This window comes from Mycobacterium sp. NGS62 (assembly GCF_059812285.1).
Genome location: NZ_JCALCK010000003.1, coordinates 60,395 through 86,731, shown reverse-complemented (window position 1 = coordinate 86,731; position 26,337 = coordinate 60,395). Strand labels below are relative to the sequence as shown.

Annotated in this window: 21 protein-coding genes; 10 read left to right on the top strand and 11 right to left on the bottom strand. The window is 65.4% G+C overall.

What is annotated here, in order from left to right; genetic code table 11:
- The first annotated feature begins 113 nt into the window (after positions 1-113).
- Positions 114-1,370 carry an alpha/beta hydrolase fold domain-containing protein gene (locus AC5Y49_RS09785; RefSeq protein WP_499886496.1) on the top strand — a complete coding sequence of 419 codons (1,257 nt, stop codon included), beginning with the start codon at positions 114-116 and terminating at the stop codon, positions 1,368-1,370.
- On the opposite strand, the gene AC5Y49_RS09780 is transcribed toward AC5Y49_RS09785, so the two are convergent.
- From AC5Y49_RS09780 to AC5Y49_RS09765, 4 genes are read right to left on the bottom strand one after another with little or no spacing between them, the layout of a single operon-like run.
- Entirely contained in the window at positions 1,371-2,459 is a 1,089-nt protein-coding gene (locus tag AC5Y49_RS09780) for a PDR/VanB family oxidoreductase (protein ID WP_499886494.1), read from the bottom strand. It abuts the gene before it with no gap.
- A complete protein-coding gene (locus AC5Y49_RS09775; RefSeq protein WP_499886492.1) occupies positions 2,456-4,204 on the bottom strand; it encodes an SDR family oxidoreductase in 1,749 nt (582 codons plus the stop codon). Before AC5Y49_RS09775 ends, AC5Y49_RS09780 begins: the two co-directional genes overlap by 4 nt.
- A 49-nt stretch (positions 4,205-4,253) precedes the next feature.
- Positions 4,254-5,162 carry a metal-dependent hydrolase gene (locus AC5Y49_RS09770; RefSeq protein ID WP_499886491.1) on the bottom strand — a complete coding sequence of 303 codons (909 nt, stop codon included), beginning with the start codon at positions 5,160-5,162 and terminating at the stop codon, positions 4,254-4,256.
- Positions 5,163-5,209: 47 nt separating this feature from the next.
- A complete protein-coding gene (locus AC5Y49_RS09765; RefSeq protein ID WP_499886489.1) occupies positions 5,210-8,443 on the bottom strand; it encodes a thioester reductase domain-containing protein in 3,234 nt (1,077 codons plus the stop codon).
- Positions 8,444-9,145: 702 nt separating this feature from the next.
- On the opposite strand from AC5Y49_RS09765, the gene AC5Y49_RS09760 reads away from it, so the two are divergent.
- Entirely contained in the window at positions 9,146-9,436 is a 291-nt protein-coding gene (locus AC5Y49_RS09760; protein ID WP_499886488.1) for a hypothetical protein, read from the top strand.
- Positions 9,437-9,457: 21 nt separating this feature from the next.
- Here the strand turns inward: AC5Y49_RS09760 and AC5Y49_RS09755 are convergent, their stop codons facing one another.
- Positions 9,458-10,459 (bottom strand): diacylglycerol kinase family protein, encoded by a 1,002-nt coding sequence (locus tag AC5Y49_RS09755; protein WP_499887218.1) that lies wholly within the window; start codon positions 10,457-10,459, stop codon positions 9,458-9,460.
- 136 nt (positions 10,460-10,595) lie between these two features.
- Between AC5Y49_RS09755 and AC5Y49_RS09750 the strand changes: the two genes are divergently transcribed.
- Both AC5Y49_RS09750 and AC5Y49_RS09745 read left to right on the top strand, forming a co-directional pair.
- Positions 10,596-11,465, top strand: a complete 870-nt coding sequence (locus tag AC5Y49_RS09750) for an oxidoreductase (RefSeq protein WP_499886487.1) — start codon at positions 10,596-10,598, stop codon at positions 11,463-11,465.
- Positions 11,466-11,623: 158 nt separating this feature from the next.
- Complete coding sequence (locus tag AC5Y49_RS09745) at positions 11,624-12,550, top strand: DMT family transporter (protein WP_499886486.1); 927 nt, start codon at positions 11,624-11,626, stop codon at positions 12,548-12,550.
- Positions 12,551-12,559: 9 nt separating this feature from the next.
- On the opposite strand, the gene AC5Y49_RS09740 is transcribed toward AC5Y49_RS09745, so the two are convergent.
- Positions 12,560-14,155, bottom strand: coding sequence for a PucR family transcriptional regulator (locus tag AC5Y49_RS09740; RefSeq protein WP_499886484.1), 1,596 nt, complete (start codon positions 14,153-14,155; stop codon positions 12,560-12,562).
- Positions 14,156-14,238: 83 nt separating this feature from the next.
- On the opposite strand from AC5Y49_RS09740, the gene pruA reads away from it, so the two are divergent.
- Positions 14,239-15,870: an L-glutamate gamma-semialdehyde dehydrogenase gene (gene pruA, locus AC5Y49_RS09735; protein WP_499886482.1), complete on the top strand. Its 1,632-nt coding sequence runs from the start codon at positions 14,239-14,241 to the stop codon at positions 15,868-15,870.
- 53 nt (positions 15,871-15,923) lie between these two features.
- Positions 15,924-16,886: a proline dehydrogenase family protein gene (locus tag AC5Y49_RS09730; protein ID WP_499886481.1), complete on the top strand. Its 963-nt coding sequence runs from the start codon at positions 15,924-15,926 to the stop codon at positions 16,884-16,886.
- On the opposite strand, the gene AC5Y49_RS09725 is transcribed toward AC5Y49_RS09730, so the two are convergent.
- Entirely contained in the window at positions 16,863-17,120 is a 258-nt protein-coding gene (locus tag AC5Y49_RS09725) for a hypothetical protein (RefSeq protein WP_499887216.1), read from the bottom strand. The genes AC5Y49_RS09730 and AC5Y49_RS09725 overlap by 24 nt on opposite strands.
- Before the next feature lie 5 nt (positions 17,121-17,125).
- A complete protein-coding gene (locus AC5Y49_RS09720; RefSeq protein WP_499886479.1) occupies positions 17,126-18,574 on the bottom strand; it encodes an MFS transporter in 1,449 nt (482 codons plus the stop codon).
- A 186-nt stretch (positions 18,575-18,760) separates the two neighbouring features.
- Here AC5Y49_RS09720 and AC5Y49_RS09715 point away from each other — a divergent pair, with 186 nt between their 5' ends.
- On the top strand, positions 18,761-19,606 hold the full coding sequence (locus AC5Y49_RS09715) for an esterase/lipase family protein (protein ID WP_499886478.1): 846 nt from the start codon (positions 18,761-18,763) through the stop codon (positions 19,604-19,606).
- 27 nt (positions 19,607-19,633) lie between these two features.
- Entirely contained in the window at positions 19,634-21,079 is a 1,446-nt protein-coding gene (locus AC5Y49_RS09710) for an aldehyde dehydrogenase family protein (RefSeq protein ID WP_499886477.1), read from the top strand.
- 134 nt (positions 21,080-21,213) lie between these two features.
- Here AC5Y49_RS09710 and AC5Y49_RS09705 read toward each other — a convergent pair whose 3' ends face one another.
- From AC5Y49_RS09705 to AC5Y49_RS09695, 3 genes are all read right to left on the bottom strand, one after another.
- Positions 21,214-22,407, bottom strand: a complete 1,194-nt coding sequence (locus AC5Y49_RS09705; RefSeq protein ID WP_499886475.1) for a glycosyltransferase 87 family protein — start codon at positions 22,405-22,407, stop codon at positions 21,214-21,216.
- Positions 22,408-22,611: 204 nt separating this feature from the next.
- A complete protein-coding gene (locus AC5Y49_RS09700) occupies positions 22,612-23,067 on the bottom strand; it encodes a hypothetical protein (protein ID WP_499886473.1) in 456 nt (151 codons plus the stop codon).
- A gap of 124 nt (positions 23,068-23,191) precedes the next feature.
- Positions 23,192-23,689 (bottom strand): lipoprotein LpqH, encoded by a 498-nt coding sequence (locus AC5Y49_RS09695; RefSeq protein ID WP_499886471.1) that lies wholly within the window; start codon positions 23,687-23,689, stop codon positions 23,192-23,194.
- A 293-nt stretch (positions 23,690-23,982) separates the two neighbouring features.
- Here AC5Y49_RS09695 and AC5Y49_RS09690 point away from each other — a divergent pair, with 293 nt between their 5' ends.
- Positions 23,983-24,834 carry a hotdog family protein gene (locus tag AC5Y49_RS09690; protein WP_499886469.1) on the top strand — a complete coding sequence of 284 codons (852 nt, stop codon included), beginning with the start codon at positions 23,983-23,985 and terminating at the stop codon, positions 24,832-24,834.
- An 83-nt stretch (positions 24,835-24,917) separates the two neighbouring features.
- A complete protein-coding gene (locus tag AC5Y49_RS09685) occupies positions 24,918-26,333 on the top strand; it encodes a WS/DGAT/MGAT family O-acyltransferase (RefSeq protein ID WP_499886467.1) in 1,416 nt (471 codons plus the stop codon).
- Positions 26,334-26,337 lie beyond the last annotated feature (4 nt).

The window sequence follows — 26,337 nt, the reverse complement described above, 5'->3', positions numbered from 1 at the left end:
CGACAACAAACCCGCGGGATGAGACCACTGAAGCCAAAGTGGCAGAAGTGATTTCAGTGGCACCTGTCGCCCGGGTACCCCGACCCTGAATGGACAGTCCACCGGATGGTTAAGTGGCCACTGTGAAGCGATTGCTTGCCGTACTGGCTCCGCTGACCGGACTGGCATTCACCCTCAACGGGTACCAGCCGCTGAGCAAGCGAGGCTATCCCTCGCTGTTTGCGTTCGGCTACGGAGTGTTCGCGTCGGAGCTTCCGCTGCCAATCGTGGGCAGCCAGGCGACGCTGCTGGCCGCTGCGACCCGCTGGCTCACCCCGCGGCTGCGCTGGTTCGCTTGGCTGGTGTCCGGATTGTCATGGCTGGGCTTGGTGGGGCTGTATCGCATCGGCCGGCAGGCTGACCGGCCGCTGACCGCCGCCCTCGACGCCGGACTGGGCGTGGGGCGTCGCACCGATTCGGGTGACTTGTGGAAGCGGCCGGCCGGTGCGGGCACCGCCAAAACCCCCGGCGTGCTCCGGATGATGCGGATCTATGGCGACTATGCGCACGACACCGACATCAGTTACGGCCCTTATGGCTCGCGCAACCACCTCGACATCTGGCGGCGCCCCGATCTGGACCCGAATGGTCGGGCACCGGTGCTGTTGCAGGTCCCCGGCGGCGCGTGGATGGTGGGCAGTAAACGTCAACAGGCCTATCCGTTGATGAGCCATCTGGCAGAGCTTGGTTGGGTGTGTGTCGCCATCAACTACCGCCTTAGTCCGCGCTCGACTTGGCCCGACCACTTGATCGATGTCAAACGTGCATTGGCCTGGACCAGGGAGCACATCGCGGAATACGGCGGCGACCCTGACTGGATCGCGATCACGGGCGGCTCCGCGGGCGGGCACCTGTCCGCGTTGGCGGCGGTCACCGCGAATGATCCGCAGTTTCAACCCGGTTTCGAGGGTGCCGATACCAGCGTGCGGGCAGCGGTCCCGTTTTATGGCGTCTACGACTTCACCGCAACCGATACGTCGATGCACCCGCTGATGGTGCCGTCACTGGCCAAGTACGTGTTCAAATTATCGCGCAACGAGACCGTCGATGCATTCCGTGCTGCCTCACCGATCAGCTACGTTTCGCAGGACGCGCCACCGTTTTTCGTGTTGCACGGCCGCAATGACTCGCTGATCCCGGTCGAGCAGGCCCGCGCCTTCAGCTCACGACTGCGTGAAGTCAGCCGCAACCCGGTGGTCTACGCCGAAATGCCGTTCGCGCAACACGCTTTCGATATCTTCGGGTCCGCGCGCGCTGCGCATGCTGCGGTGGCTGTTGAGCAGTTCCTCGCGGAGGTCTATAGCCGCGCGGAAATCCGGCAAGCAGGTTGATCAGGCGTCGATCACGACACGATCGCTTTTCGCCCGCGACACGCAGACCAGCATCTCGTCATCGCCTTCGACGGTGCGACCGCGGCGATCGACGTCTCCGGCCAGTACCTTGACCTTGCAGGTCCCGCAAAACCCTTGCTGGCAGGAATACGCGGTCGTGCGGTCGTGGTCGAGCATGACGTCGAGCGCCGACCGGTTGCCCGGAATGCTGAGCACCCGTTGCGAGCGCGCGAGTTCCAGCTCGAACGGGACGCCGTTGACAACCGGTGGCGGGCTGAACCGTTCGTAGTGCAGCGGCGCGTTGGCATGTTTGTCGCGCGCGGTGCGCACCGACTCCAGCATGCCGGTCGGGCCGCACACGTACACAGCCGTCGTGGGTCCGGCATCGGCAAGCAACTCCTCCGCGGTGGCGAACCGGCCGCGCTCGTCGTCGGCCCACACCGTGACCCGATCCGGGGCCACTGCCACCACTTCGTCGAGCAGTGGCATGTACTGGCGGCTACGGCCGGCATACACGACGTGCCAATTGATTCCGTGCTGCTCGGCGAGTTGGATCATCGGCAGAATCGGCGTCACCCCGATGCCGCCGATCACGAACAACACCTCGCGTTCGTCGGTGACGAGGTAGAACGCGTTGCGGGGGCCTTCGAAAACCAGGGTGTCGCCGACGTCGAAAGCCTCATGCATCTCGATCGAACCGCCACCGCCGTCAGCGATCCGGCGCACCGCGATCCGGTAGTCGGTGCGCCGCCCCGGCGGCCCACACAGCGAATACTGCCGGCGGCGTTCGGCGGACAGCCGAACGTCGATGTGCGCGCCGGGCGTCCAGGACGGCAGCAATCCGCCGTCGGGATCAGCCAGCGTCAAACCGACGACGTCGGGTGAAAGCAATTGGCGTTCGGTGATTACCGCGGTGTTGGCGCGTTGCACCGGCGATACCCGTGACGGTGTCCAGCGCGACGCCGACGCGAAACCGCCGAACAATGCGCCCACGCCGACCAGCGCAGTGTAGATCCGGTCGCGCTTACGGCGGCCGTAGAGGTCGGCCGGTCTGCTGTCCCAAACGCTGTGCGTCGCTTTGTCTCTCATGTCTGCCTGATGTCGAATCGCGCGATCAGCCGGACCAGCGAGGGGCTGATGCGGCGCATGGCGTAGCCGACCCTGGACTCGGCCGCGATCGGCAGCACCGGCGACCCGGTCCGCACGGACTTGACGATCGCCTTTGCGACGGCCTCCGGCGTGTAGTTGCGCCGCCGATAGGCCGCGTCGGCCTTCTGCCGGGCCCGCTCTTGTTCGTCGGCCGACATGCCGGCGTAGATGGTGCTTTTGGCGATGTTGGTGTTGACGAAGCCTGGGCACACCGCCGTGACCGTGATGCCGTCGTCGGCGAGGTCTGCGCGCATCGATTCGCTCAACGCCAACACCGCAGCCTTGGTGGTTCCGTAAGCCACCATGGATTTCGACGGCAGAAACGCCGCTGCCGACGCGATGTTGATGATCGTGCCGCCCTGGCCGCGCTCGACCATCTGATCGCCGAACGCCCGGCTGCCGTTGATGACGCCGCGCACGTTGACTCCAATAATGGTGTCCCACTGCTCCGACGTTGTCTCCAGGAACCGGCCCGCCATCGCGATGCCGGCGTTGTTGACCAGGATGTCGACCACGCCGTACTTGTTGTGTACTTGGGCGGCAAGGTCGTTTATCGCCGCTTCGTCGGTGACGTCGAGCTGATAGACCGCGGCCTCGGCGCCGGCCGACCGGACCATCTCTGCAGTGTCGTTGGCAGCAGCGTGATCTCGGTCGGCGAGCGCGACGGTGGCTGCGCCCTGACGAGCGAACTCCACCGCGGTGGCCCGGCCGATCCCGGAGCCCGCTCCGGTCACCAGTACGAGTTTGCCGCGCACGTCACGACGGCCGCCGCCGGCAACGGACTGCCCAACCGGAGCTGCGCCCTCGGTGACCAAGTCGACCCACTCGCTGGTCAGCCGGGCGATCACGTCGGGACGCGAGCTGACCACCCAGTGGCCGCCCTCGATCGTGATGACCCGGCTGCCGTCCGGAATTGCGCCGGTGAACCGCTGCAGAGGAGGCGACACGAAATAGTCCTTGCGCGGTACGAGTACCTGCACCGGGACGCGGGTCTGCGGCAACTGCTCGCCGGGGGACAGCAGCGGTCCAGGCATGTTGGCGCGGTACAGGTTCAGGCCGTTGAGGTAGTCCTGCGTCGATCGAGGCACCGCACCACGTTGGCTGCGGGTGCTTGATCGGCCGATACGCGCAACCGCCTCAAACACTTTCGCCGTCGCCCGGGACCGGATCGCCAGCTCCGGTACGCCCGGGCACAAGAAGAACCAGATGTAGGTAGAGGCCAGGAATTGCCTGGTGACATCGGCGACGGCCTGTGGTGTACGCGCCGACCGCAGAAACCTGCCCGCGTAATTCAGGTGCGGCCCCGAGATGGAGGTGAACGAGGCGACTTTGTCCATCACCGACTCGTCGGTGACCGCCGCCCAGCCCTGAATCGAACCCCAGTCGTGGGCCAGCAGGTGAACCTCGTCGACTCCGAGGCTGTCGATCACCGCGCCGATATCCGAAACAAGTTGGGGCAGCCGATATCCCGACCGATCGGCCGGCGCCGACGATTCTCCGATGCCGCGCACGTCGTAGGCCACAAAGTTGAATTTGGCGGCGAGTTCCTCGGCCACCCCGTCCCAGACATGGTGGTTATCCGGGTAGCCGTGAATCGCCAGGATGGTTGGGCGTCGCTGATCGATATCGGTGTAGGCGTGGACGGCCAGCGAAACGCCGTCCGATGCGGTGACGGTCGCACTCATGGCGCCGCTCCTCCTCATCGCTTCGCTCTGCATCGTCGCCGGCGCGTCATCAGTGCGAGGCGCGGGCAGCAGGTGATCGAGCCAGGTAGTCGACCGCTCGACCGACCCCGCCCAACTGGGACGGATGAAAACCAGGCGTGTAGTAGGCGAGGATGACGCGCAGGAATTCGAATGGTCCTGGCACCAAACCCCGGCGTGCCGCGCCGAAGTAGTCGCGCCAGCGTGGCTTGCTGCCGGGCGGCATGTACGGGTCGACCGAGTACATGAACCGCACGCCGCGAACGAACAACCACAGCATCGCCGGCGTCACCAGCAGCTGGGTACGTACCTGTCGCCAATACCCGCCACGCAGATGCTTCATCGTGTCGAACGCGACCGCTTTGTGCTCAACCTCTTCGGCGCCATGCCAACGCAGCAGGTCCAGCATCACCGGATCGGTGCCGAGGGCGTCGTGCTGAGGCGTGTCGAGAATCCATTCACCCAGGATCGCGGTGTAGTGCTCGAGAGCCGCCACAATCGACACCCGCTCCAACAGCCAGCTCTGCTGTCGCCTGCGGCTCCACCGGGGCCGGTCACCGACGAGTTTGTTGAACAGCCAGCGGATTTGGTCAGTGAACGGTGTCAGGTCGACGCCCTTGGCCGCGAAGTGCTCGGCCACGCCCGAGTGTGCTTGGGAGTGCATGGCCTCCTGGCTGATGAAGCCCTGCACGTCCAGCCGCAGTTGGTCGTCGCGGATCAGCGGCAACGATTTCTTGAACACATCGACGATCCACTCCTCGCCCGCCGGCAGCAGCAGGTGCAAGACGTTGCAGAAGTGGGTGGCGAAGGGCTCGTTGGGCACGTAGTAGAACGGCAGTTTCGCCCAGTCGAACTCGACGTCACGAGGCTGAAGCACGAGTCGCTCGTGATCGAGCGAGGCGTCGTGCGGACCGGCTGCCTGGTCATCGACGGTGAACATCGTGAACCCCTTGCCTCAACATCCTGATACTTAAATCTAGACGGCGGTCAGGCACTGTACTGCGCCTCGACCTCCGACTCGGTGATCAGACGCTCTTGCCGCAGGAACTGCACGAGGTGGTCGACCGTGTCGGTCAGCGCCGGCTCCCGTAGCCGCGCCTTGGCCAGCGCCCGAGCGTACTGGTATTGGGCGTTGTCGTAGCGCTTGTCCCGCATCGCCGAGATCTTGTCCGCCGAGCGGGTCAGGAAATCGGCCAGCGGATACAGCGAATCGCGTGGACCGCACCGCTGATTTACCTGCTCGGTGAAGGACGCGATGTCGTGGTAGTCGAACCGGTAGCCGTACCGCTCGGACAGGATCCGGGTGACGTCCATCAGGTTGTAGTAGCCATCCGCGGTCATGTTGAAGACCGTGCCCGCCTCGGCCGGCAGACCCATCAGCGCGACGATGTGTTCGCCGATCAGGTCGGCCGGCAGCAGGCTGATCTGGTTGTACGCTTCGGCGGCGATGCCGTGCTGGATCATGAACGCCGTGAGGCGCACCAGGATGTCCTCCTGGCTGCCGAAGCCCGCGCTGGTCGGGGAGATCAGCGACGGCCGGTAGATGCGGACGTCGAGGCCCTTCTGCTGGGCGGCCAGCGTCAGCTGCTCGGCGACCCACTTGGTCTGCGAGTAACCGAAGTCCAGCCCCCTCATCTCAGTGTTCGCGTCCCACTCGCCGACCACCGGCAGGGTGCTCCAGCCGTAGATAAACGTGCTAGAGACCAGGTGGAAGGCCTTGCGGTGGGTGGTCATGGCCAGCCGAAGCAGGTCCCGCGTGCCGAGCACGTTGGCGGGCCGCAGGCCGTCGTAGGTCCGCACATAGTCGACTAACGCGCCGTTGTGCACGATCGCATCGACGGTGTCGGCCAGTCGACGGAACTCCGCCTCGCCGATGCCGAGGTTGGGTTCGGCCAGGTTCCCGCAGACCACGTTCACCCGCGACCGGACGTCGGCTTCGAGCTCCGGTGACCATAGTTGAGCTCGACGCAACGACGCGAGGATCCGGTCCAGTCCGTGTGCCGCATCGGTAGCGCGGACCAGCGCGTGGACGGTGTAGGCCGTCTGGCCGAGCAGGTTGCTCAGCAGGAACGGCCCCAGGAACCCGGTGGCGCCGGTGAACAGGATGTCGGTGGGCGCGCCCGGCCGCGCCGGCGGAAGCTCCGGCAACGGCAGCTGCGCGTCGGCGCGCATCTGCTGGGCCTCGTACGCCTCATACTCAGCCGAAATCTGGTCCAGCTGTTCCCGCACGGCTTGGAGCGGCAGTTCGGACCCCTCACCGAACTGCCGCATGAGCTGGAAGAACTCGGCGACCGTCAGGCGCTGAAGCAGGCGCGTGTTGACCTCTTGGGCCAACTTGCCCGCGCCGTGCTCTTCCAGAAGACGTTGTAGGTCAGTGCGGAGCTCCGCCAGCGTCAGCGAGTCGATACCGAGATCGGCGAACGAGCAATCCTCGTCCCCGGTGAGGTCGTAGCTCTCGACGAGATAGCGGAAACGATCCAACGGACCCGCGTCGGCGTCCAGGCCCTCCTGGGCCGGATTGGTGTAGCTGGCCAACACGCGCAGCTCGCCGCTGCGCCAAAGCTTGCGGGTCTCGGCCCGCCTGATCTTCCCGGACGTTGTCTTGGGAACGCTGCGCTGCGGCGCGAACACGATGGTGTGCGGATCGATGTGGCATTGCCTGCGGATCGCTCGAGCCATGGCCTTGCCGTCCGGAAGCGCGTTCTCGTCCCGCACCTCGGCGACGATGGCCAACACCTCTTCGTCGTCGCGCTCGACCGCGAAGGCGGCGACGCAGCCTCTGCGGATCTCGGCGGCCTGTTCGACGACGACCTCGATGTCGCTGGGGTAGGAGTTGACGCCGCGGACGATGATCAGGTCCTTGGTCCGGCCGCAGCAGAACAGCTCACCTTCATAGAGGAAGCCGAGGTCGCCGGTGCGCAGGTAGGTGTGCTCGGTATCGCCCACGATGCGCGCTCCGAAGGTCTCTTCGGTCTTGTCGGGGCGACGCCAGTAGCCGCCTCCCTTGGAGGGGCCGTCCACCCAGATCTCGCCGATCCGACCCTCGCCCAGGTCCTGGCGTGACTCGGGGTCGACGATGCGGACGACGTTGCTCGCCAGCGGCTTGCCGCAGCTGACCACCGGGGCCTGGTTGCTGTTCTCGGGCAGGGCCTTTTCGATCCGGACGACGTTCTTGTCCAGTGCCCGCTTGTTCAGCGCCAGGGTCTGGCGGCCCTTGAGCGACACGCACAAAGTGTTTTCGGCCAAGCCATGCGCGCCGGTCAGCGCGCTGGGCTCCAGACCGTACGGCGCGAACCGCTCCCGGAAGCGGGTGAAGCTCTTCGCTCGCAGCGGCTCTGCTCCGACCACGATGCAGTCGAGGCTGCTCAGGTCGATTCCCTCCAGCTCAGAGCTGGGCAGCTTGTCCTCACGCAGGCAGTACTCCAGCGCGAAATTCGGTGCCGGCGTGTGGGTGGCGCGCACCTGACTGATGAGCCGCAGCCACGACGACGGCCGCACCAGAAAGTCGGCCGGCGACATTGCATGGGTGGTGCCGCCGAGGACAAGGACGAAGAAGTACGCCGAGATCAAGCCCATGTCGTGATGCTGGGGGAGCCAGCTGACGCAAACCAGTTCCTCGTTGTCGAAGCCCGCGCTGTTGGCGATGGCGTTCGCGTGGCTGACGATCACGCCCTTGGGATCGTTGGTGGATCCGGAGGTGTACTGCAGGAACAGCACGGGGTTCGGCGTATTCGGCACGGGCCCGCCGCCGAAGTCCTGCGCACCATCTGTCGCGTACCAGGGCAGCTCAGGCGGGTGGACCGCGTCGGGCCAGCCGGCTTCTGGGTTGCCGACTAGGGAACGGAAGTCGTATTCGAACTGCTTGGTCGACAGCACCGCCTTGGCCTGGCAGTCGCGCGCGATGTAGCTGAGCTTCGCGAGCCCCGCCTCGAACGCCATCGGCAGCGGAGGACTGACCGGCACGGCGATCACGCCGATGCGCGCGCAGGCATACAAAGCTGCCACCATTTCCAAACCCGGCGGGTAGACCAGCAGCGCCCGGTCGCCTTTCCGGAGGCCGGCCTCTGCGTACAGGTAGGCGGCCAGCTCACGCGTCCGCTCGGCGAAGCTGTGGTAGGTGTACTGCTCGAGTTCGTGACCGTCGACATCGACGAACCGGTAGAGGGTTTGGTCTGGCTTGCGTGCTTCCCACATGTCCAAATAGTCGATAAGCGTCTCCATCGCAGGAGCACCCCTCTCTACGTCAGTCCTAGCCGAGATCATCAGAACAACTGTTTTTACCGGAATCGGTAAACCCGATCGTAGCGCGGTCAGCATATCTCAAGCAAAGCTCGTGAAGGCTTTTTCCTTCTTGCACAACAACCTCACAGGATGCGTACAGCTATCAAGGAAGTTGCATTCTCAGCGAGACTGGTGTGCCCAGTAGTCCGGTAGCGGGATGATGTACTGAGACGATGTCCGTAGGTACTGCGATCAGTACCTCAGTAAAGCATGATAGCCTTCTGAGCTTTATAAACGTGTGATACGTAGATACTGAGATACGCGTTTCCGGACATCCGTATTCCATGACCGTCCTACGGTCCTAGTGCCGGGGCATCAGGAATTGCAATAAATTCGAAAGTCCTTCAAGCAGCTTGCTGGCAAACATCAAATACATCGGCAGCGCGAATACTTGCCTCAATCAGTTCGTCATCCAGCAACCATTCCCAGGCCAACGGGCAACGCGTCATCCGGCATAGCGGCGTGAGCGGAGGGCAGCGCCCTGGGCGGGACGGTCGGCGCCCCGGCGGGCCGGGTAGACCGCTCGCCGGCCATGGCGTCGTCGCCGGTCGAACCAGCGGGCGGACAGTTCATGATCTCCGCAGCTACTGAGACTGATATACTGACATACTGAAAACTTCCGCCGAGGTTAGGGCACTCACGATGAACAACGCCGACGGCGAACGGTCCCACCCGCGATTGACGTCCGCGGCCGCGGCAGCGCCGACCGAACGCTTCTCTGTCGGCCGCCCTCGCGCTCAAAAGACCCGCCGAACAGTCGACCTCTCACCCGCCCAGCACCGGGCCCTCGATCGCTGGCAGCGAGACACCGCCGACCGTCTTGGATTCGCGCGCGTCACCGGACAAGAGGTCCTCGCCGCACTCGTCGACGAACTGTTGGCCGATCCCAAATTGGCCGCCCAGATCACCCGCGCCATCCGGGCCCGGCGGTGACTCCCGCGAACTAGCGCCGCGTCACGCCTTGGTCGTTACCTGAGCGACCCGGATCCTCGGTCCGGCGTGGGCCACCAGCTTGACGATGCCGGTGAAACGCTCGCCGTCGATGATCGGTGACAGCGGCTCGTCCTCGGCCTCGATGATCATCTCTCGGCCGTTGGCATCGCGTACCCGGCTGCCTCGGATCCCGCCCTTGGTCAGGGCCGCGGGAAGCTGCACGATGATTCGGGAAGGCGAGGTCTCCCCGGCTTGGAAATGCAGCGCACCGGGTTCGGAGGCCTTCGGAAAGAGCCGGAACGGACCGCCGATCCGAAGGTCGATCGCACCGGCGTGCAGCAACCGGTGTGTTCGCGTCGGGACCTCCTCGCCGTCGATCACGACGCGGGCGTGCGTGGGAGCGAACAGATGCGACGCCCAGTTGGTCCGGTCGGAGTGGCCGGGCGCAACCTTGGAGGTTACGTAGTCGCCTAACGTGTGAGCGATCGTTCGTGCGACGGCCGTTCGGTTGTGGTCTGGATTGGCGTAGTACTTGTCGTAGAACCGATTGCCCAAACCTCCGGCCGCCAGCCCGAAGCAAATCCGGTGAAACGCCGCGCCGTCCTCGGTCGCACCGTCGAGTTGCAGCGTGTCGAGGCGGCATTCGGGCGGCGGCCGGTCCTTTGCGGCGGCGGCCGCCAGCGCCCGGACAATCGCATCGGCGCGCCCACGTACCCGCGCCTTGCGCGCGACGGCGTTGACGCTGCCGCCGTTGGTCGGCACGAAGGTCGGCCAGCGTTCCGGATCGGCGATGCAGTCCTGGATTTCGTTGATCAACCAGTGCAGCGCGCCGTCACCGCCGTCGCCCACGAGATGGGTGACCCGTGGATGAAGCTCCGCCATGGTCTTGTGGAGGTCCTCGAGCGACGCGGTTTCGTGCACCTCGCCCCACGGGCCGATGATGCGACGCAGTTCGGCGCTGCGCTCACCCGCCACACCGCGGTTCCTGCGTGCTTGCGGATTGACGATGACGCCTAGATACATCCGCCCAGGTGGGGCTCCGCGCGTCATCCCCGCACGATACCCGCGGTACCCCGGGGTCGGACGAGCTCATGACCGGTGTCACAGGCCGTGCCCGTCGTCGCAGCCCCGGCACAACGCTCGGATTAGGGTGTCTGCCATGCCTGACTGGACCGCAGCAGACCTGCCGTCGTTCATCGGACGCACCGTCATCGTGACCGGCGCCAATGCCGGGTTGGGTGAGGTGACCGCCCGTGAGTTGGCCCGGGCCGGCGCCCACGTCATCTTGGCCGTGCGCAACACCGGAAAGGGTGACGAAGCCGCCGAGCGCATGGGGGGTGAGGTTGAGGTTCGACAACTTGACCTCCAGGATCTCTCGTCGGTGCGGCGCTTCGCCGACGGCGTCGACCGAGTCGACGTCCTGATCAACAACGCCGGCATCATGGCCACCAAGTACGCGCTGACCGGCGACGGCTTCGAGGGCCAGATCGGCACCAATCACCTCGGTCATTTCGCGTTGACCAACCTGTTATTGCCCAAGCTCGCCGACCGGGTGGTGACGTTGTCCTCGCTGATGCACCACTTCGGCTACATCAGCCTCAAAGATTTGAACTGGCAGTCGCGGCCGTATTCGGCGTGGCTGGCCTACAGCCAGTCGAAGCTGGCCAATTTGCTGTTCACCAGCGAGCTGCAGCGCCGCCTGGATGTCGCCGGCAGCTCGTTGCGCGCGCTGGCCGCCCACCCCGGCTGGTCGCACACCAACCTGCAAGGCAACTCCGGCCGCAAGCTGGGCGACGCGGCGGTCTTGGCGGTCGATCGTGTGGTGTCCACCGACGCCGACTTCGGCGCCCGCCAGACGCTGTACGCGGTATCGCAGGATCTGCCCGGCAACACCTTCGTCGGCCCCCGATTCGGCCTGTATGGTCGCTCCCAGCCGACCTGGCGCAACTGGCCGGCCACACGCGCCACCACCGCCGGGGCGCTGTGGGAGCTGTCCGAACAGCTGACGGGCACCAAATTTCCGCTTTGAGCGGCGTCTAGATTGTTCGGGTAGGTATTGGGGTGGTTTCGGCGCGAGACCTGTTGAGCACTCTCTGCACACCAGAGTCACCGCGGACGAAACAGCCCAGGTGAACAGCGCGTGGGCGTAGCGGCTTCCGGGCTGAACGTCGGCGAGGAGGTCACCCCATGTCGAATACGGATATCGCGGGCTTTCTCGCCCTCTGCGCTGCGCTGGCAGCCGCGATCGGCAGCGTGGTGCGTCAACGCTGCGCGCAGGAGATCACCGACAAACAGGTCGGCCACCTGGAGCTGTTCGGCATGTTGGTCCGCGACGGTCGGTGGTGGCTGGGCGGCATTGGCGACATCGCCAGCTACTGTCTGCTTGCTGCGGCCCTCGACAAGGGCTCGGTCATGTTGGTCACGGCGCTGCAGGTGACGGTGCTGCTGTTCGCCCTACCCATCTATGCGCGGTTCACTCGGCATCGGATAACCCGCCGGGAGTGGAGCTGGGCGGTAGTGCTGGCCGTCGCGTTGGCGGTCCTCGTCACGGTCGCGGATCCGACGGAAGGCCAGTCCCGTGGCCCGATGGAAACGTGGATCCTGGTGGCCGTGGTGATGGGTCCGGCGTTGGCGCTGTGTGTGCTGGCTGCCCGGATTTGGTCGGATCGCCCGGCGTCGGCGGTGCTGCTGGCGGCGGTGTCGGGTTCGTCGTTGGCGCTGTTCGCGGTGCTGACCAAGGGCGTCGTCGACGTACTCGAACACGGCGCCGGCGAATTGGTGCGAACACCTGAGCTGTACGCCTGGGTGCTCGCGGGAGTGGCCGGGATGATCTTTCAGCAGTCGGCTTTTCGTGCCGGTGCGCTGACCGCGTCATTGCCGACGATGACCGTCGCGAAGCCGGTGGTGGCCACCACGCTGGGAATCATCGTGCTCAAGGAGACGTTGGAGGCCGATGGCCCAGAGTGGCTTTTGCTGGTGGCGTCGGCGGTGTTGGTGATCGTCGCGACGGTGGCTCTGGCGCGCGGCGAGGCCGCCAGCATGGCGGCCGGCGCGGGGCACGACGCGCAAATCTCCGGACGTCCGGAGGCGCCGTCGCCACACGTGAGCGGCTGACCCGCACGATCATCCCGAGTGCTCGGTGGCCCGCAAGCTCAGCGAAAGAACCAGCCGCACATCAGGATCGGCCAGCGACGTCGACAGCACCTGTTCAATCCGGCGGATCCGGTAGCGCACGGTGTTGGGATGCACGTGCAGCCGTTGCGCCGCCACACCCACATCGCCGAAGCCGTCCAGGTAAATCCGCAGTGTTTCGGCCAGCGCCGGCTGGCGGGCACGCAGATCGCGCACCCGCGCGTCGATGAGCCGTTCGTCGGCGCGGACCATCGTGACGATCTCGTCGAGCAGCACGGTGGTGCGCGCTTCGGCAACCGAGGTGACCGAACCGATCGAATCCGGATGCCGCTCAGCGCTATCCAGCACACGGTCCACATCCGCGCGTGCCGCGGCCGCCTCGGATAGTCCGCTGACCGGCGCTGCGACGACAGCCCGCAGCTGTAGGCCCAGCTCCGCACGCAGGGTGCCGATCATGCCGCGAATCCATGAGGTGAGCGAAGCCGGCTTCGTGATGTGTGGAAACAGCACATATATTCGTGCTTCGCTTGAGGTGACTTGGGCGTCGGCCCGAAAAGCGCTGGCGCTCAACGCAACTATCTCAGTCAGCCGGGCATGGCGGTCCGCGGCGTCTAGTCCGATGAGCGCGGCGCTGCCATCTGCGGAGATACTCAGCTCGCGGGCGATGTCGACGGTATCGAGCCGATCCGTGTCAGCCAGGCCCAGCAGTTGCTGCACCCGCAGCGCATGCGCCGACGGGCGGGCCGCCAGCCGCGACATGATGCCCGCGGCGATCACGGCCGCGCCACGCAGCACCTCCTCGGCGTCGTCGGCCAACGCGCTCGAACCCCGCTGCACCCAGATCGCACCGACGAACCCGGGTGCTCGCCGGGTGTCGGCAGGCGGCTGGTGAATCCCGATCGCCAGGCGTGACCGCAGGCCCAACTCCGGGCGTTCCGCGACGTGAACCACCTGCTCGCTGGTCCGCAAGGCGTCGAAAATGCCCCATCGGCTGATCCACTCCAGATGGTCGGGCGGCCCGGCGCGGCCGAGGATGGAGAGCCGCCGCAGCTCGTCGGCCTCGGCATTGGACGCCGAATAGGCGAGCACGTGCGACTGTTCGTCTTCGATGCTGACCATGCCGTGGATGCGGTCGGCGACCGCTTGCGCCAGGCCGAACAGGTCGGTGCCCGAGTCATAGTGTGGATCGGCCGGCGACGGGCCGTGGTGTTCGAAGACGTGGTTGACCAAGCGGTACAACCGTTCCCAGCGCGCCCGCGGATCCACCGCCACCACCGCCGTCCCCGACCGGACAGCATGGGCCACCAGGGCATCGGACGGCTCTTTGGCGAAGACGGCCACCGGCGCGCTCGCCTGCTTGACTTGTCCACCCAGCCACCGCACCGCCTCCTCGTCGCCGACACCGAGCAACAAGAACACGTCGGCCCAATCCGCGTCGGTCGCCAATCCCAGTCGGACATCGTCGGAATCGATCAGCGCCGCCGAGGCCACCGGCAGATCCAGCCCGCGCGGAGCATCGACCAGGCTCACCATGGTCGCGTCCAGCGCCAGCAGCAGCTGGCCCAGCCCCACACCGGCCACCCGCATATTGTCCGATTCTACTATCCGGAGTCAGCCCCCTTGTCTGATCAACCAAACATGTTGGACCCCTCGGCGAGCATCCTGAGACCATGGACGCGATCACCGATGTTCCGCTGCCCGCTAACGAACCGGTCCACGACTACGCGCCGAATTCCCCCGAACGGGCGCGGCTGCGCGCCGCGCTGAACTCACTGGCCGCCGACCCCATCGAGTTGCCGCATGTCGTCGGCGGCGCGCATCGGCTGGGCGCCGGTGAGCGAATCGACGTCGTCCAACCGCACCGGCACGCCGCGCGGCTCGGCACGCTGACCAACGCCACTCACGCCGACGCCGCGGCGGCAATCGAAGCTGCCATGGCGGCCCGGACCCACTGGGCGGCAACCCCGTTCGACGAACGCGCCGCGATTTTTCTGCGTGCGGCCGATCTGCTGGCCGGGCCGTGGCGGGAAAAGATCGCCGCTGCAACCATGCTCGGTCAATCCAAAACCGCCTACCAGGCCGAGATCGACGCGCCCTGTGAGCTGATCGACTTCTGGCGGTTCAACGTCGCATTCGCCCGCCAGATTCTGGCGCAGCAGCCGATCAGCGGGCACGGCGAATGGAACCGCACCGACTATCGGCCGTTGGACGGATTCGTCTACGCGATTACGCCATTCAACTTCTCGTCGATCGCCGGCAACCTGCCCACCGCGCCGGCGCTAATGGGAAACACCGTGGTGTGGAAGCCGTCGATCACCCAGACCTTGGCGGCGTATCTGACTATGCAGCTCTTAGAGGCCGCCGGATTACCGCCGGGCGTGATCAATCTGCTCACCGGCGACGGCTACCCGGTTTCCGATGTGGCGCTGGCAGATTCGCGGCTGGCCGGCATCCACTTCACCGGGTCGACGGCCACCTTCCAGCAGCTGTGGCGTGAAGTCGGAACCAACATCGAGCGCTACCGGAGTTATCCCCGGCTGGTCGGTGAGACCGGCGGCAAGGATTTCATCGTCGCCCACGCCTCGGCGCAACCCGCGGTGCTGCGCACCGCCTTGATCCGCGGGGCGTTCGATTATCAGGGCCAGAAATGCTCGGCGGTGTCGCGGGCGTTCATCGCGCACTCGGTGTGGCAAAAGATGGGCGATGACTTTCTGGCGGCGACCGCTGACATCCGCTACGGCGATATCACCGACTTCGCCAACTACGGCGGTGCGCTGATCGATCAGCGGGCCTTCACCAAGAACGTCAACGCGATCGAGCGGGCCAAAGGCGCGGCCGCCGTCACGATCGCGGTCGGCGGCGAATACGACGACAGCGTGGGGTATTTCGTCCGTCCGACAGTGCTGCTGTCCGACGACCCAGCCGACGAAGCGTTTTCCACCGAGTACTTCGGCCCGCTGCTGTCGGTCCACGTCTACGCCGACGACGCCTACGAACGGATCCTCGACGTAGTCGACACCGGATCGCGCTACGCGCTGACTGGCGCGGTGATCGCCGACGACCGGGACGCCGTGCTGGCCGCACAGCACCGGCTCCGGTTCGCGGCCGGCAACTTCTACGTCAACGACAAACCGACCGGGGCGGTCGTAGGGCGCCAGCCGTTCGGCGGATCCCGCGGATCGGGGACCAATGACAAGGCCGGCTCGGCGCTGAATCTGCTGCGCTGGACATCGGCGCGCACAATCAAGGAGACCTTCGTCGCGGCCATCGACCACAACTATCCGCACATGGCGGGGCAGTGATGATGACCGGGGCGATCGCAAGCGCGGCGAAGCCGGGCGCAGCGGGTCGCCCCATGAGGTCGATGTTTGGCACGTCGGTACGCCCGGTGATCCTGGCCGCCAGTCGATCAGTTTTGTTGCGCCGCACCGTCGAGCGGCTACCGCTCACCCGCACGGTGGTGCACCGGTTTGTGCCGGGGGAGACGCTGGAGCAGGCAATGGACAGCGTTGCCGGACTGCGGGCGTCGGGTCGCATGGTCACCGTCGACTACCTGGGCGAGGACGTCGCCGATGCCGATGACGCCACCGCGACCATGCAGGCCTACCTTGACCTACTCGACGCGCTGGGCAGGCGATTCGATGCGGCGCGCGACGGTGTGCGACCGCTCGAGGTGTCGGTCAAGTTGTCGGCGCTGGGGCAGGCCCTGGAGCGCAACGGCGAAAAGATCGCGCGGGAAAACCTCCACACCATCTGCGCACGCGCGCAACAGGCCGGAGCTTGGGTGACGGTGGATGCCGAAGACCACACCACCACCGAGTCCACCTTGTCGATCGTCGCTGACCTGCGGTCCGACTTCCCTTGGCTGGGGGTGGTTTTGCAGGCTTATCTGCGGCGAACGCTGGGTGATTGCCGGGATTGTGCGGCCGCCGGGGCCCGGGTTCGGTTGTGCAAGGGCGCCTACGACGAGCCGGCGTCGGTGGCTTACCGCGACGGCGACGCGGTCACCGATTCGTATCTGCGTTGCCTTCAGGCGCTGATGGCAGGAACGGGCTACCCGATGGTCGCTTCGCACGACCCCGCGGTCCTCGAGAGGGTTCCAGTGCTGGCGCGCGAATCTGGCCGGGACGTCGATGATTTCGAGTACCAGATGCTTTATGGCATCTGTGCTGGTAAGCAGGTTCGGCTGGCTCACACCGGTAACCGGGTACGGGTGTACGTGCCGTTCGGCACCCAGTGGTACGGGTATTTCATGCGACGTCTGGCCGAGCGCCCGGCCAACCTGGGATTTTTCTTACGGGCGCTGGCGCAGCGTTGACGGCTGACGGAACCTGTGCCACAGCCGAAGTGGCAGCAGCCCGATCAACGGTGCCCGCTTGCCTAACTCGTTGCGACGATCAAAGGCAGTGGCGTATCGCTGCGCCTGCTGGGCGGTCGGGTACGTCTTGTAGCCGCTGGCTTGGCCGCAGCCGCGCTCGCATGCCCAGTGCATGGTGCGGCCCTCGGCGTGGAAGCGCGGTCGATGGCCCATCACTCGGCACGCCCACGTCATCGGCGTCACGCGTCCGCAGTAGTCAGCGGCTGCGCGAGGTCCTCGAGTTTCTGGCCTTCGGCCTTGACGCCGAGGAACAGTTCGACCACGCCCGCAATCGCCATGACCACCGCGCCGATCAGAAATGACAGGACAGCCAGATGGCGCTCTCCGGATCCGATGAGTTGACCGAACAGCACGGGGCCACTGATGCCACCGATGGCTGTTCCGACTGCGTAGAAGAACGCGATCGCTAGCGCACGGGTCTCCATCGGGAAGATCTCACTGACCGTCAGGTATGCGGCACTGGCACCGGAACCGGCCAGAAAGAAACATGCCATCAGCACGGCGAGGAACGTCCACACGCCGCCGAGCTGGCTCACGAACACGCCGGCCAGAACCGCCGCCAGCACCGCCGAACCCAGGTAGCACAGCGAGATCATCGGTTTGCGCCCGACCGTGTCGAAGAGCGGCCCGAGTAGCACCGGCCCGGCGAAGTTCGACAGTGCCCACAGGATGAAAAACACCGGGACCATGCTGGAGGTCACGGAATAGAACCCGTGCAACAGCGTGCCGAGGTTGAAGGTGACCCCGTTGTACATGAACGCCTGCCCGATGAAGAGCGCCAGGCCCAGGATCGCGCGGCGGGGATAGAGCTTGAAGGCCACCTTGGCGATCTCTGCAACCGAAATCGTCTTGCGCTGACGGACCGTCAGCGATCCCTCCGGCTGTGGCAGCGGTTCGTTCTGCTGGCGCTCGATGTCCTCCTCGATGCCGCCGACGATGCGCTCGGCCTCCTCTTCTCGGCCGTGAATGAAAAGCCAGCGCGGGCTTTCCGGAACACTGCGGCGGACCAGCAGTACGGCTAACCCGAACACCGCGCCGATTCCGAACGAGATTCGCCACCCGATGTTGATTGGGAACAGAGATGTGTTCAGCAGCAGCAATGCGCCGGCGGCACCCAGCGCCGACCCCAGCCAAAAGGAGCCGTTGATCGCCAAATCAACCCGGCCCCGGACCCGAGCAGGGATCAGCTCGTCGATCGCCGAATTGATCGCGGCATATTCGCCGCCGATACCGGTGCCTGCGAAGAACCGTGTTGCGAAGAAATACCACGGCGCGAACGAGAAGGCCGTCGCTGCAGTGGCCGCCAGATAGATCACCAGCGTGAGGACGAACAGCTTCTTACGGCCGAAGCGGTCGGTCAGCTGACCGAAGAACAACGCGCCGGTGCACGCGCCGGCGATGTAGAAGGCCGCTGCCACCCCGATCTGCGCTGCGCTGATCGTGATCCCGCTGCCGGGCTCGGTGAGCCGGGCCGCGACATTGCCCACCATGGTGACTTCCAGGCCATCCAGAATCCACACCCCGCCCAACCCGATGACCACCCGCCAGTGGAAGCGCGACCACGGCAGTCGGTCCAGTCGGGCCGGCACCTGCGTGGTGATGGTCCCGGTCTGTACGTCGCTGCTCATCGCGGCGGCATACCCAGAATGGGTGAGTCCTATCCGGGGGTATCGATCAGCGCGGCACGCTGTGGCGAACCGGCCGCGCGAATCGGTGAAGTGGTGGCAGGCTGACATTTATGCGCCGCGCTGGCGACGATGCAGCGGGGTCCCCGCGAAGCTGGGGACGAAGCGATGAGGAGGAGCAGCGCAGTTATGTCTGAGCCGATGTTCGAACCCGTCGAGCGGCCGCGGCGCTCCGGCGCTCCGCCATGGTCACTGTCGCTGACCGATCCTGCCCGTGCGGCGGCCGAATTCGGGCTGCTGCTGGCTTCGCTACCACTGCGGCGGATGTTGCCGACCGGGGACGGGCACCCGGTGTTGGTGCTGCCCGGCTTGTTGGCCGGTGACGGATCGACATTGGCCTTGCGGCGCCTGCTGCGCGACCTCGGCTACCGGGTGCACGGCTGGCGGCTCGGCCGAAACATCGGTCCGACGGCCCAAGCGGTCACGGGCATGGGCGATCGCCTCGATGACTTACATAGCCGGTATGGCAGCCCGGTGAGCGTGATCGGCTGGAGCCTCGGCGGCATCTATGCGCGCGCGATGGCCCGCCGGCGCCCATCGTCGGTGCGCCAGGTCATTACGCTCGGCACGCCCTTTCGGCTCACCGATAGAAACCAAACCCGTGCCAGCGCGGCGTTCAACCGTTTCTCACACCTGCATGTCGAGCGGGCCTCGGCGCCGCTGGAGCTGGAAACCGAAGCCCTGCCCGTGCCGGCGACCTCGATCTATTCCCGATACGACGGGGTGGTCGCCTGGCAGGCATGTCTCGATCTGTGCTCGGCAGAGGCCGAAAACATCGCGGTGATCGGCAGCCACTTCGGCTACGGGCACAATCCGGCGGTGGTCTTTGCTGTCGCAGACCGATTGGCGCAGCCACTGGGCGAGTGGGCGCCATTCCGGCCGCCGGCGGGCTTGCGGCCGCTGTTTCCGCGCCCCGACACAGCACGCGAGCGGTCCGCACGGGAGGGTTCGCGGACGCGACGGGACCCCGCTTGAGATGTCGGACCGCCGAAAGGAATCCGGATGGCTGACTCCCGCTCACTGATCGACAGCTACGGGCTTTACATCGACGGGCGGTGGGTTGACCCGGAAGACGGTCGCTACGACGACATCTGCCCGGCCACCGAAGACAGGATTGCTCACGCGCCCGACGCCAGTGTCGGTCAGGTGACGGAGGCGATTGCGGCTGCCCGCCGGGCGTTTGACTCGGGCCCGTGGGCCGACACTGCACCCGGGGAGCGCGCAGCATGCCTCGTCCAGCTCGGCGACGCGCTGCACAAGCACGCCGATGAGTTCCTCGCGTTGGCACAAATCGAATGGGGCTGCGTCGCCAACGAACGACAAATCCAGGTCGACAACGCCGCCTATTTGCCCACTCGCACTGCCGGACTGGCGCTGCAGCTGACCGAAGAACAGAACGGGACCACGCTGCTGCGCCACGAACCACTGGGTGTGGTCGCGATCCTGACGCCGTGGAACTTCCCGCACATGCTCAATGTGATGAAACTGAGCGCGGCACTGGCCGCGGGCAATACCGTCGTGCTCAAGCCGTCACCGCTGACACCGCTGGCCGGCCTTGCCCTGGCGCGGATCATCGACGAGCACACCGACATCCCGCCTGGCGTGGTCAACGTCGTCACACCAAGTGGCATCGAGGCGAGCAAGTTGCTGACCACCGACCCGCGCGTGGACATGATCAGCTTCACCGGCAGCTCGGCGGTGGGCCGCGAGGTGATGTCGGCCGCCGGTGCCAACATGACCCGAATCTTGTTGGAGTGCGGCGGGAAATCGGCCAATATCGTGCTCGATGACCTGGTTCCCGACCGCGCCGCATTGGAGCGAATCCTGTTCGATGCGTGCACATTTCACGCCGGGCAGGCCTGCATCCTGCAGAGTCGGCTGTTGCTTGCAGACTCGGTCCACGATGAAGTCGTCGAGCAACTGGTGGCGCTTGCGCGCGGAGTTAAGGTGGGTGACCCGGCCGACCCGGCGGTCCAGATGGGTCCACTGATCAGCCGTATGCAATCGGACCGGGTAGCAGCACATGTCGCCGCCGCCGTCGACGACGGGGCCAAACTGGTGACCGGAGGACGGCGCCCGGCCGGCTTGGACACCGGCTTCTACTTCGAACCGACGATCCTCACCGACGTGGACCCTGGCGCTACCATCGCCCAGGACGAGGTATTCGGGCCGGTGCTGACCGTGCTGCGCTACCGCGACGACGACGAGGCTGTCGCGATCGCCAACAACTCGCGATACGGACTTTCCGGTGCGGTATGGGGCGCCGACGTCGATCGCGCTGTCGGCGTTGCACGCCGCATCCGCACCGGCCAGATCGCGATCAACGGCAGCGGGCCCGGCGACGCGCCGTTCGGCGGCTTCAAGCAAAGCGGCTTTGGTCGCGAGGGCGGCGGAATCCGCGGGCTGCACCAGTACATGGAACCCAAAGCCATCGGCCTTCCCGGCTGACGGTGTTCTCCGTGAAACTCGCGGTGACGATGGTACCCGGCATACGCAGTTGATCAGAATCCTCTCGGGGCCAAGGCTCTTCGGCCGGGCCGCACCCAAAGCCATGCCTATATAACGACATACACCGACGGCAGCTACCAAGCCACCGGGTCGTTACAAGAAGAGCTTTCGGCCTCGGGGCGCCCGGCGCATTTCAGACGGCTAGCGATGAGGGCCGCAACGATCAGCAGGGCGGCATAGACGATCAGGTGCAGATTCACCAGGGGCTGCCATCGAACCCACATCGGCGCGAATAGGAACAGACCGATGCGCGGCTCGGCAGGTACACAAAATTGACATCGGTCACCCGGAAATGAATACGGCCATGCACCCATCACCGCGAGCAATGTTGCTACCCCGACCCACCACCATGAGTTGGTCAACGCCCGATTTACGAGGTAAACGATCATCGGTACCAACCACACCCAGTGGTGGTGCCAGGTAAACGGTGCCACCGCGCAGGAGCTCAATCCTGCAACGGTGACTCCGAGCAGGGGTTCTTCGCGGCGGTACAGGCGCACGGCGATCCACATGCTGAGTGCCGTTACGCACGCACTGGCCAGGCCCCACAACCAGGGCGAGGGGGCCTCTCCGGTGAGACGGGCAATGGCTCCGCGGACGGACTGGTTGCCGGCGTCGAAGAGGTGCTTGTCGAGCCAGTCGAGCCAGCTGGTGTCGAGGAACTGTCGGCTCCAGTACCGCCAGGAGTCGCGGGGACGCACCAGCCACCCCAGACCGATTGTGGCAATGAACGTGGCGGCGGCGACCCCGGCGGCCCGCCACTGACGTACGAGCAGGTAGTACAAGACGAAGTAAGCGGGCGTCAGCTTGATGCCCGCCGCGAGGCCGATGCCGATCCCTTTGAGTCGGCTGCGCTCCCCGCGCGAGGCGTCCCACAGGACCAGCAGCATTAGCAGCAAGTTGATTTGCCCGTAGAACAGCGTGGTGCGAACCGGTTCCAGGAAAGCGCAGGCAAGCGCGAGCAGCGCGGAGACGCCGGCCAGGTACGGGGTGATTCGGTAGCCCAGTATCCGAAAGCACAGCATCACGCTCGCAATCAGCAGCACGACGTTGATGGCCAGCCAGATGTGAATGTCTGCGCCATCGGGCAACCAGGCAAGCGGCACGAAAATTAGCGCGGAGAACGGCGGGTAGATGTACAGGAGCAGGCCGCCGCCGTGGGGCGTGTCGTAGAGCGGCAGGCCGTTGAGGACGTGGCGACCGCCGTCGCGGTAAACCAAGAAATCCGCCCCACCTACCAGCAGGCCGAAGGGGGCTCGCAGCTTCACGAGGGGGCCGCCGCGACGAGCAGGATCACCAGCGTCGACCACCGGAAGTCGAGCTGTTGACGTGCCGACTGAACGTCACCATCCCGTGACTGGGCAGCTACGGAAATCGTGAAGGCCGTAACGATAGGCGCCGGGACCCTCGGTCAAGCGGCGGGAAAGTCAGGAACGTCACGGCAGCCAGTGACGCCAGCACAGTACTTCTGATCAGCACATCACGTCGATCTCAAAGGGCACGGGCGCTCCCACCGAGGCGGCACCTTGCTCGACTGCGATGGTGCCCACCACCGCGAAACCGCCGTTGGCGGCTTTGGTGACGCTGGCGCTACCCGGTGTTCCCGCCACGCCGGGGGTGGCGACCCGGTAGTGCCAGAACTTGGGACCTTGGGGGGTGGTGATCTCGACGCTGGTTACCTGGGTGCGGGAGGGGTCCAGCTCAGCCGTCGCGATCTTCCCGGTGGGGGTGGTGTCGGTGGCGGTGATGGTCAGGTACGTGGGGGCGACTTGGGGGTTCTCGCAGTGGGCCGCACCCTGCGCGGTGACCTCGCCGTTGTTGACGGTGAACTTATCGAAGGAGTTCTGCGTGAAGTACGGAGCGGCGTGAGCCGGGGTCATCTGTAGAGCGATGGCGGCTACCGTGAGCCCGGCCAGGATAGTTTTCATGATGTTCCTTCCGCACCGCAGATGCCCTTCCGCGGTGAATGGTTAGTGCGTGTCCGCAATACTGGGCAGCGGGTTGTAAGTTGGTGCCCGCCAAGGGGTCTGGCGGGCGAACCGCGGAAAGCGTCTACGGGCAGGTCGCGTCGATCTCAAACGGAACCAGCGGCCCGTTCTGCACAAACCCGAGGTCAGGCTCCCCTCCGTTGCGGGTCTTCTGGAGATGCCCGGTGATCTTGTAGTTCCCACTCTGATGGGACACAGGATCGGGCGGCCCCTGATAGTGCACGTCGCCCGCAATGCCCTGAATCGTGTCGTCGTAGCTGTATTCCGCGCCGTCGGTTTGCGTGATTCGCGCCTTGTCGATCTTCAGTGGCTGCCCATCCATGGACGGGGTGTGGTCGATCTCGACATAAGCTGAGCCTCTATCGTGGCCCGCCTGAATGACGAACCCGGTGTACTCATAGGTGCAGCTGATTTTCCCGTTAATGGGGGCAACCTGTTGCCCGTTGACGGTAATCGTGGCGCTCGCGGTGCCGGGAGCGGCGTAGGCCACACCGATGGGTAGCGCCATGCCGAGGGCCAGCGCCGCCGTCGTGCCGAGTGTTTTCTCGATGGTTCCCCTCATGATTGTTTCCTTCCTCGTGAGAAACAATGAGTCCCACCAGCGGCTGATCTCGCAGCCGGCGTAGCTGAACCTAAGGCCCACTATCACATCATCGCGAGGTTTTCAAGCCATTTCGGCGAAACCCGTTAAGAGGATCCGAGGCATGCAACATCTTTCGGGAGCGCAAGTCGCACATGGGATTCGGGATGTTCCGCTCGACGCTGCGCCTCGACGTGGGGTGGAACTGAGCGCAGATGTTCAGATAACACGGGCAAAGGCAGATAGTGTGAGCATGCTGAAGGGAGACGGGACACTTGCTTCGAGATATCCGTGAGCTGGCTTCGGATCCCGCGGCGTATGCGCAGGAGCTGCAACGGCGCTGGGGCGGCCTGTTGAGCTATCGGTATATCGGGCGAAGCCATGCGTCGATGAACCTCGGTCCAGCCGACGACACAGTCACCGTGCGACACGACATGCGAAATCCCGCCGGGGGCATACTCTTTGCCGTTCTCGGCATTGCCGCGCCCGAAGGTGGCCTTGTCACTGACATGGAGGCAGTGCCCAACCCGGTGATTCATTCCTGCCAGGTGCTCGATCCGGGAAGCGACGTTTCGCGCTTCGAAGTCATCACCGAAGACCTCAAACGCGGACAACGGATGGCCTACAGCCGTTCCCGCATTGTCGACGCGGACAACCACAACCGGGTACTCGCGCTGACAGAGGGCCAGGGCGTCAGTATCGGCGTGCCCCCGGAGGGACTGGGGAAGATGACTGTCGAACCGATCGAGGTCGTCGACTCACCCACCCTTCCTCCGCTATGGCAGGCTTTCGGTGCTTACCGGCGAGCAGACGGCTTTTGGGCACTACCCGAACTGTCGGCGGAGGTGGCCTCCCCGGACGCCGCGTTGCACGTGGGGCCGCAGTTCGTGGCACTGGAGACCGCAGCGCTCGACAGTGCTGCACAGCTCACCGGAACCGATCGGCTGCAGGGACTTTCGTCGCACGTCATGTTTATCGCCCGCGGCAAGGTGGGCCCGTTCCGGGCCGAAGGTCAGCCGATCGCGGGCACTACCGGGATTGTGGCGGTACGAGTGCTGCTGTACGACGAGGGCGCTGACGGAAAGCTCATCACCGTCGCGTCATACGTCTTTCGTACGGCCGCATAACTGAGGACTTATGGCCCTGCCCAGCAGGTATGGACAGCGAGATAGTTGTACTACGCGTAGCACATGCCGTGGAGGGCCGAGCCGTGGAGCAACTGACAACACTCGATGCGGGTTTTTTGAAGGCCGAAGATTCCGATCCGCGGGTAAGTCTGGCGATCGGCGGCCTCGCGGTTCTGGAGGGGCCGGCACCCGATCGGGAATCGTTCACCACGACCATGGCCGAGCGCATTGCCGCCTGTCCACGATTCAAGCAGCGGCTGCGGCTGCGGCCGCTCGACCTCGGCGCACCTGAATGGGTCGACGATCCCGATTTCGATCTCGCCCACCACCTTCGCCGTATTGCAGTGCCGCGGCCCGGTGACGAACCGGAGGTGTTCCGGTTGATCGCCGACCTGATGGCGCGGCGGTTGGATCGCAGTCGTCCGCTGTGGGAGATCTGGGTCATCGAAGGGCTGGCCGACGACCGGTGGGCGATGCTGATGAAGGTTCATCACTGCATCGCCGACGGGATCGCCACCGCACACATGCTCGCCGGCCTGTCCGACGGCGGGGTGGGCCAAAGTTTCGCCAGCCAGATCCGCGCCGCCAAGGAACAGCCGGAGCCGGTTGACGATTGGGGAGCCGCACTGGCCAACGTTGTCAATCCGCTGAATTGGATGAACGGGCTGTGGAACACGTCTGCTGCGATGACGGTGGCTGCCGCCCGCGCGTTTCGGGGGGCGACTGAAATCGCCGCCGGGCTGTTGCGCCCGACGTCGTCGTCGTTGAACGGACCGATGGGCAACCTGCGCCGCTACAGTGCGGCACACGTCTCACTTCACGACATCCGACAGGTGTGTCAAGCATTCGATGTCACGATCAACGACGTCGCACTGGCCGCGCTGACCGAGAGCTACCGGGCGCTGCTGACCCGGCGCGGCGAGGAGCCACTGCCCGATTCGCTGCGGGCACTGGTGCCGGTGTCGATGCGCTCGGCCGACGCGTTCGGCAAGACCGATAACCGCGTCTCGGTGATGTTGCCCTATCTACCCGTCGAGGTGGAAAATCCGGTCCGCCGGCTGCGGCTGGTGCATTCCCGGTTGACCCGCACCAAGTCGAACGGCCAGCGGCAGGCCGGCAGCGCCGCCGTGTCGGTGGCCAACGTCGTTCCGTTCGCGTTGACGTCGTGGGCGATACGGTTTTTGACCCGGCTACCGCAGCGCGGGGTGACCACGTTGGCCACGAATGTGCCGGGGCCGCGCGAGCCGTTGAAGATCATGGGCCGCACGGTGGTTGGTGTGATGCCGGTGCCGCCGATCGCGATGCAACTGCGGACCGGGGTAGCCATGCTCAGCTACGCCGACGACCTGTTCTTCGGCATCCTTGCCGACTTCGACGCGGTGCCCGATGTCGAACAGCTCGCGCGCGGTATCGAGACCGCAGTGGCTCGCTTGGTGGCCAGCAGCAAACGCAAGGCAGCTCGTGACCGTCGCGGTCTGTCCCTGGTGGTGGGCGCCTAAGGCG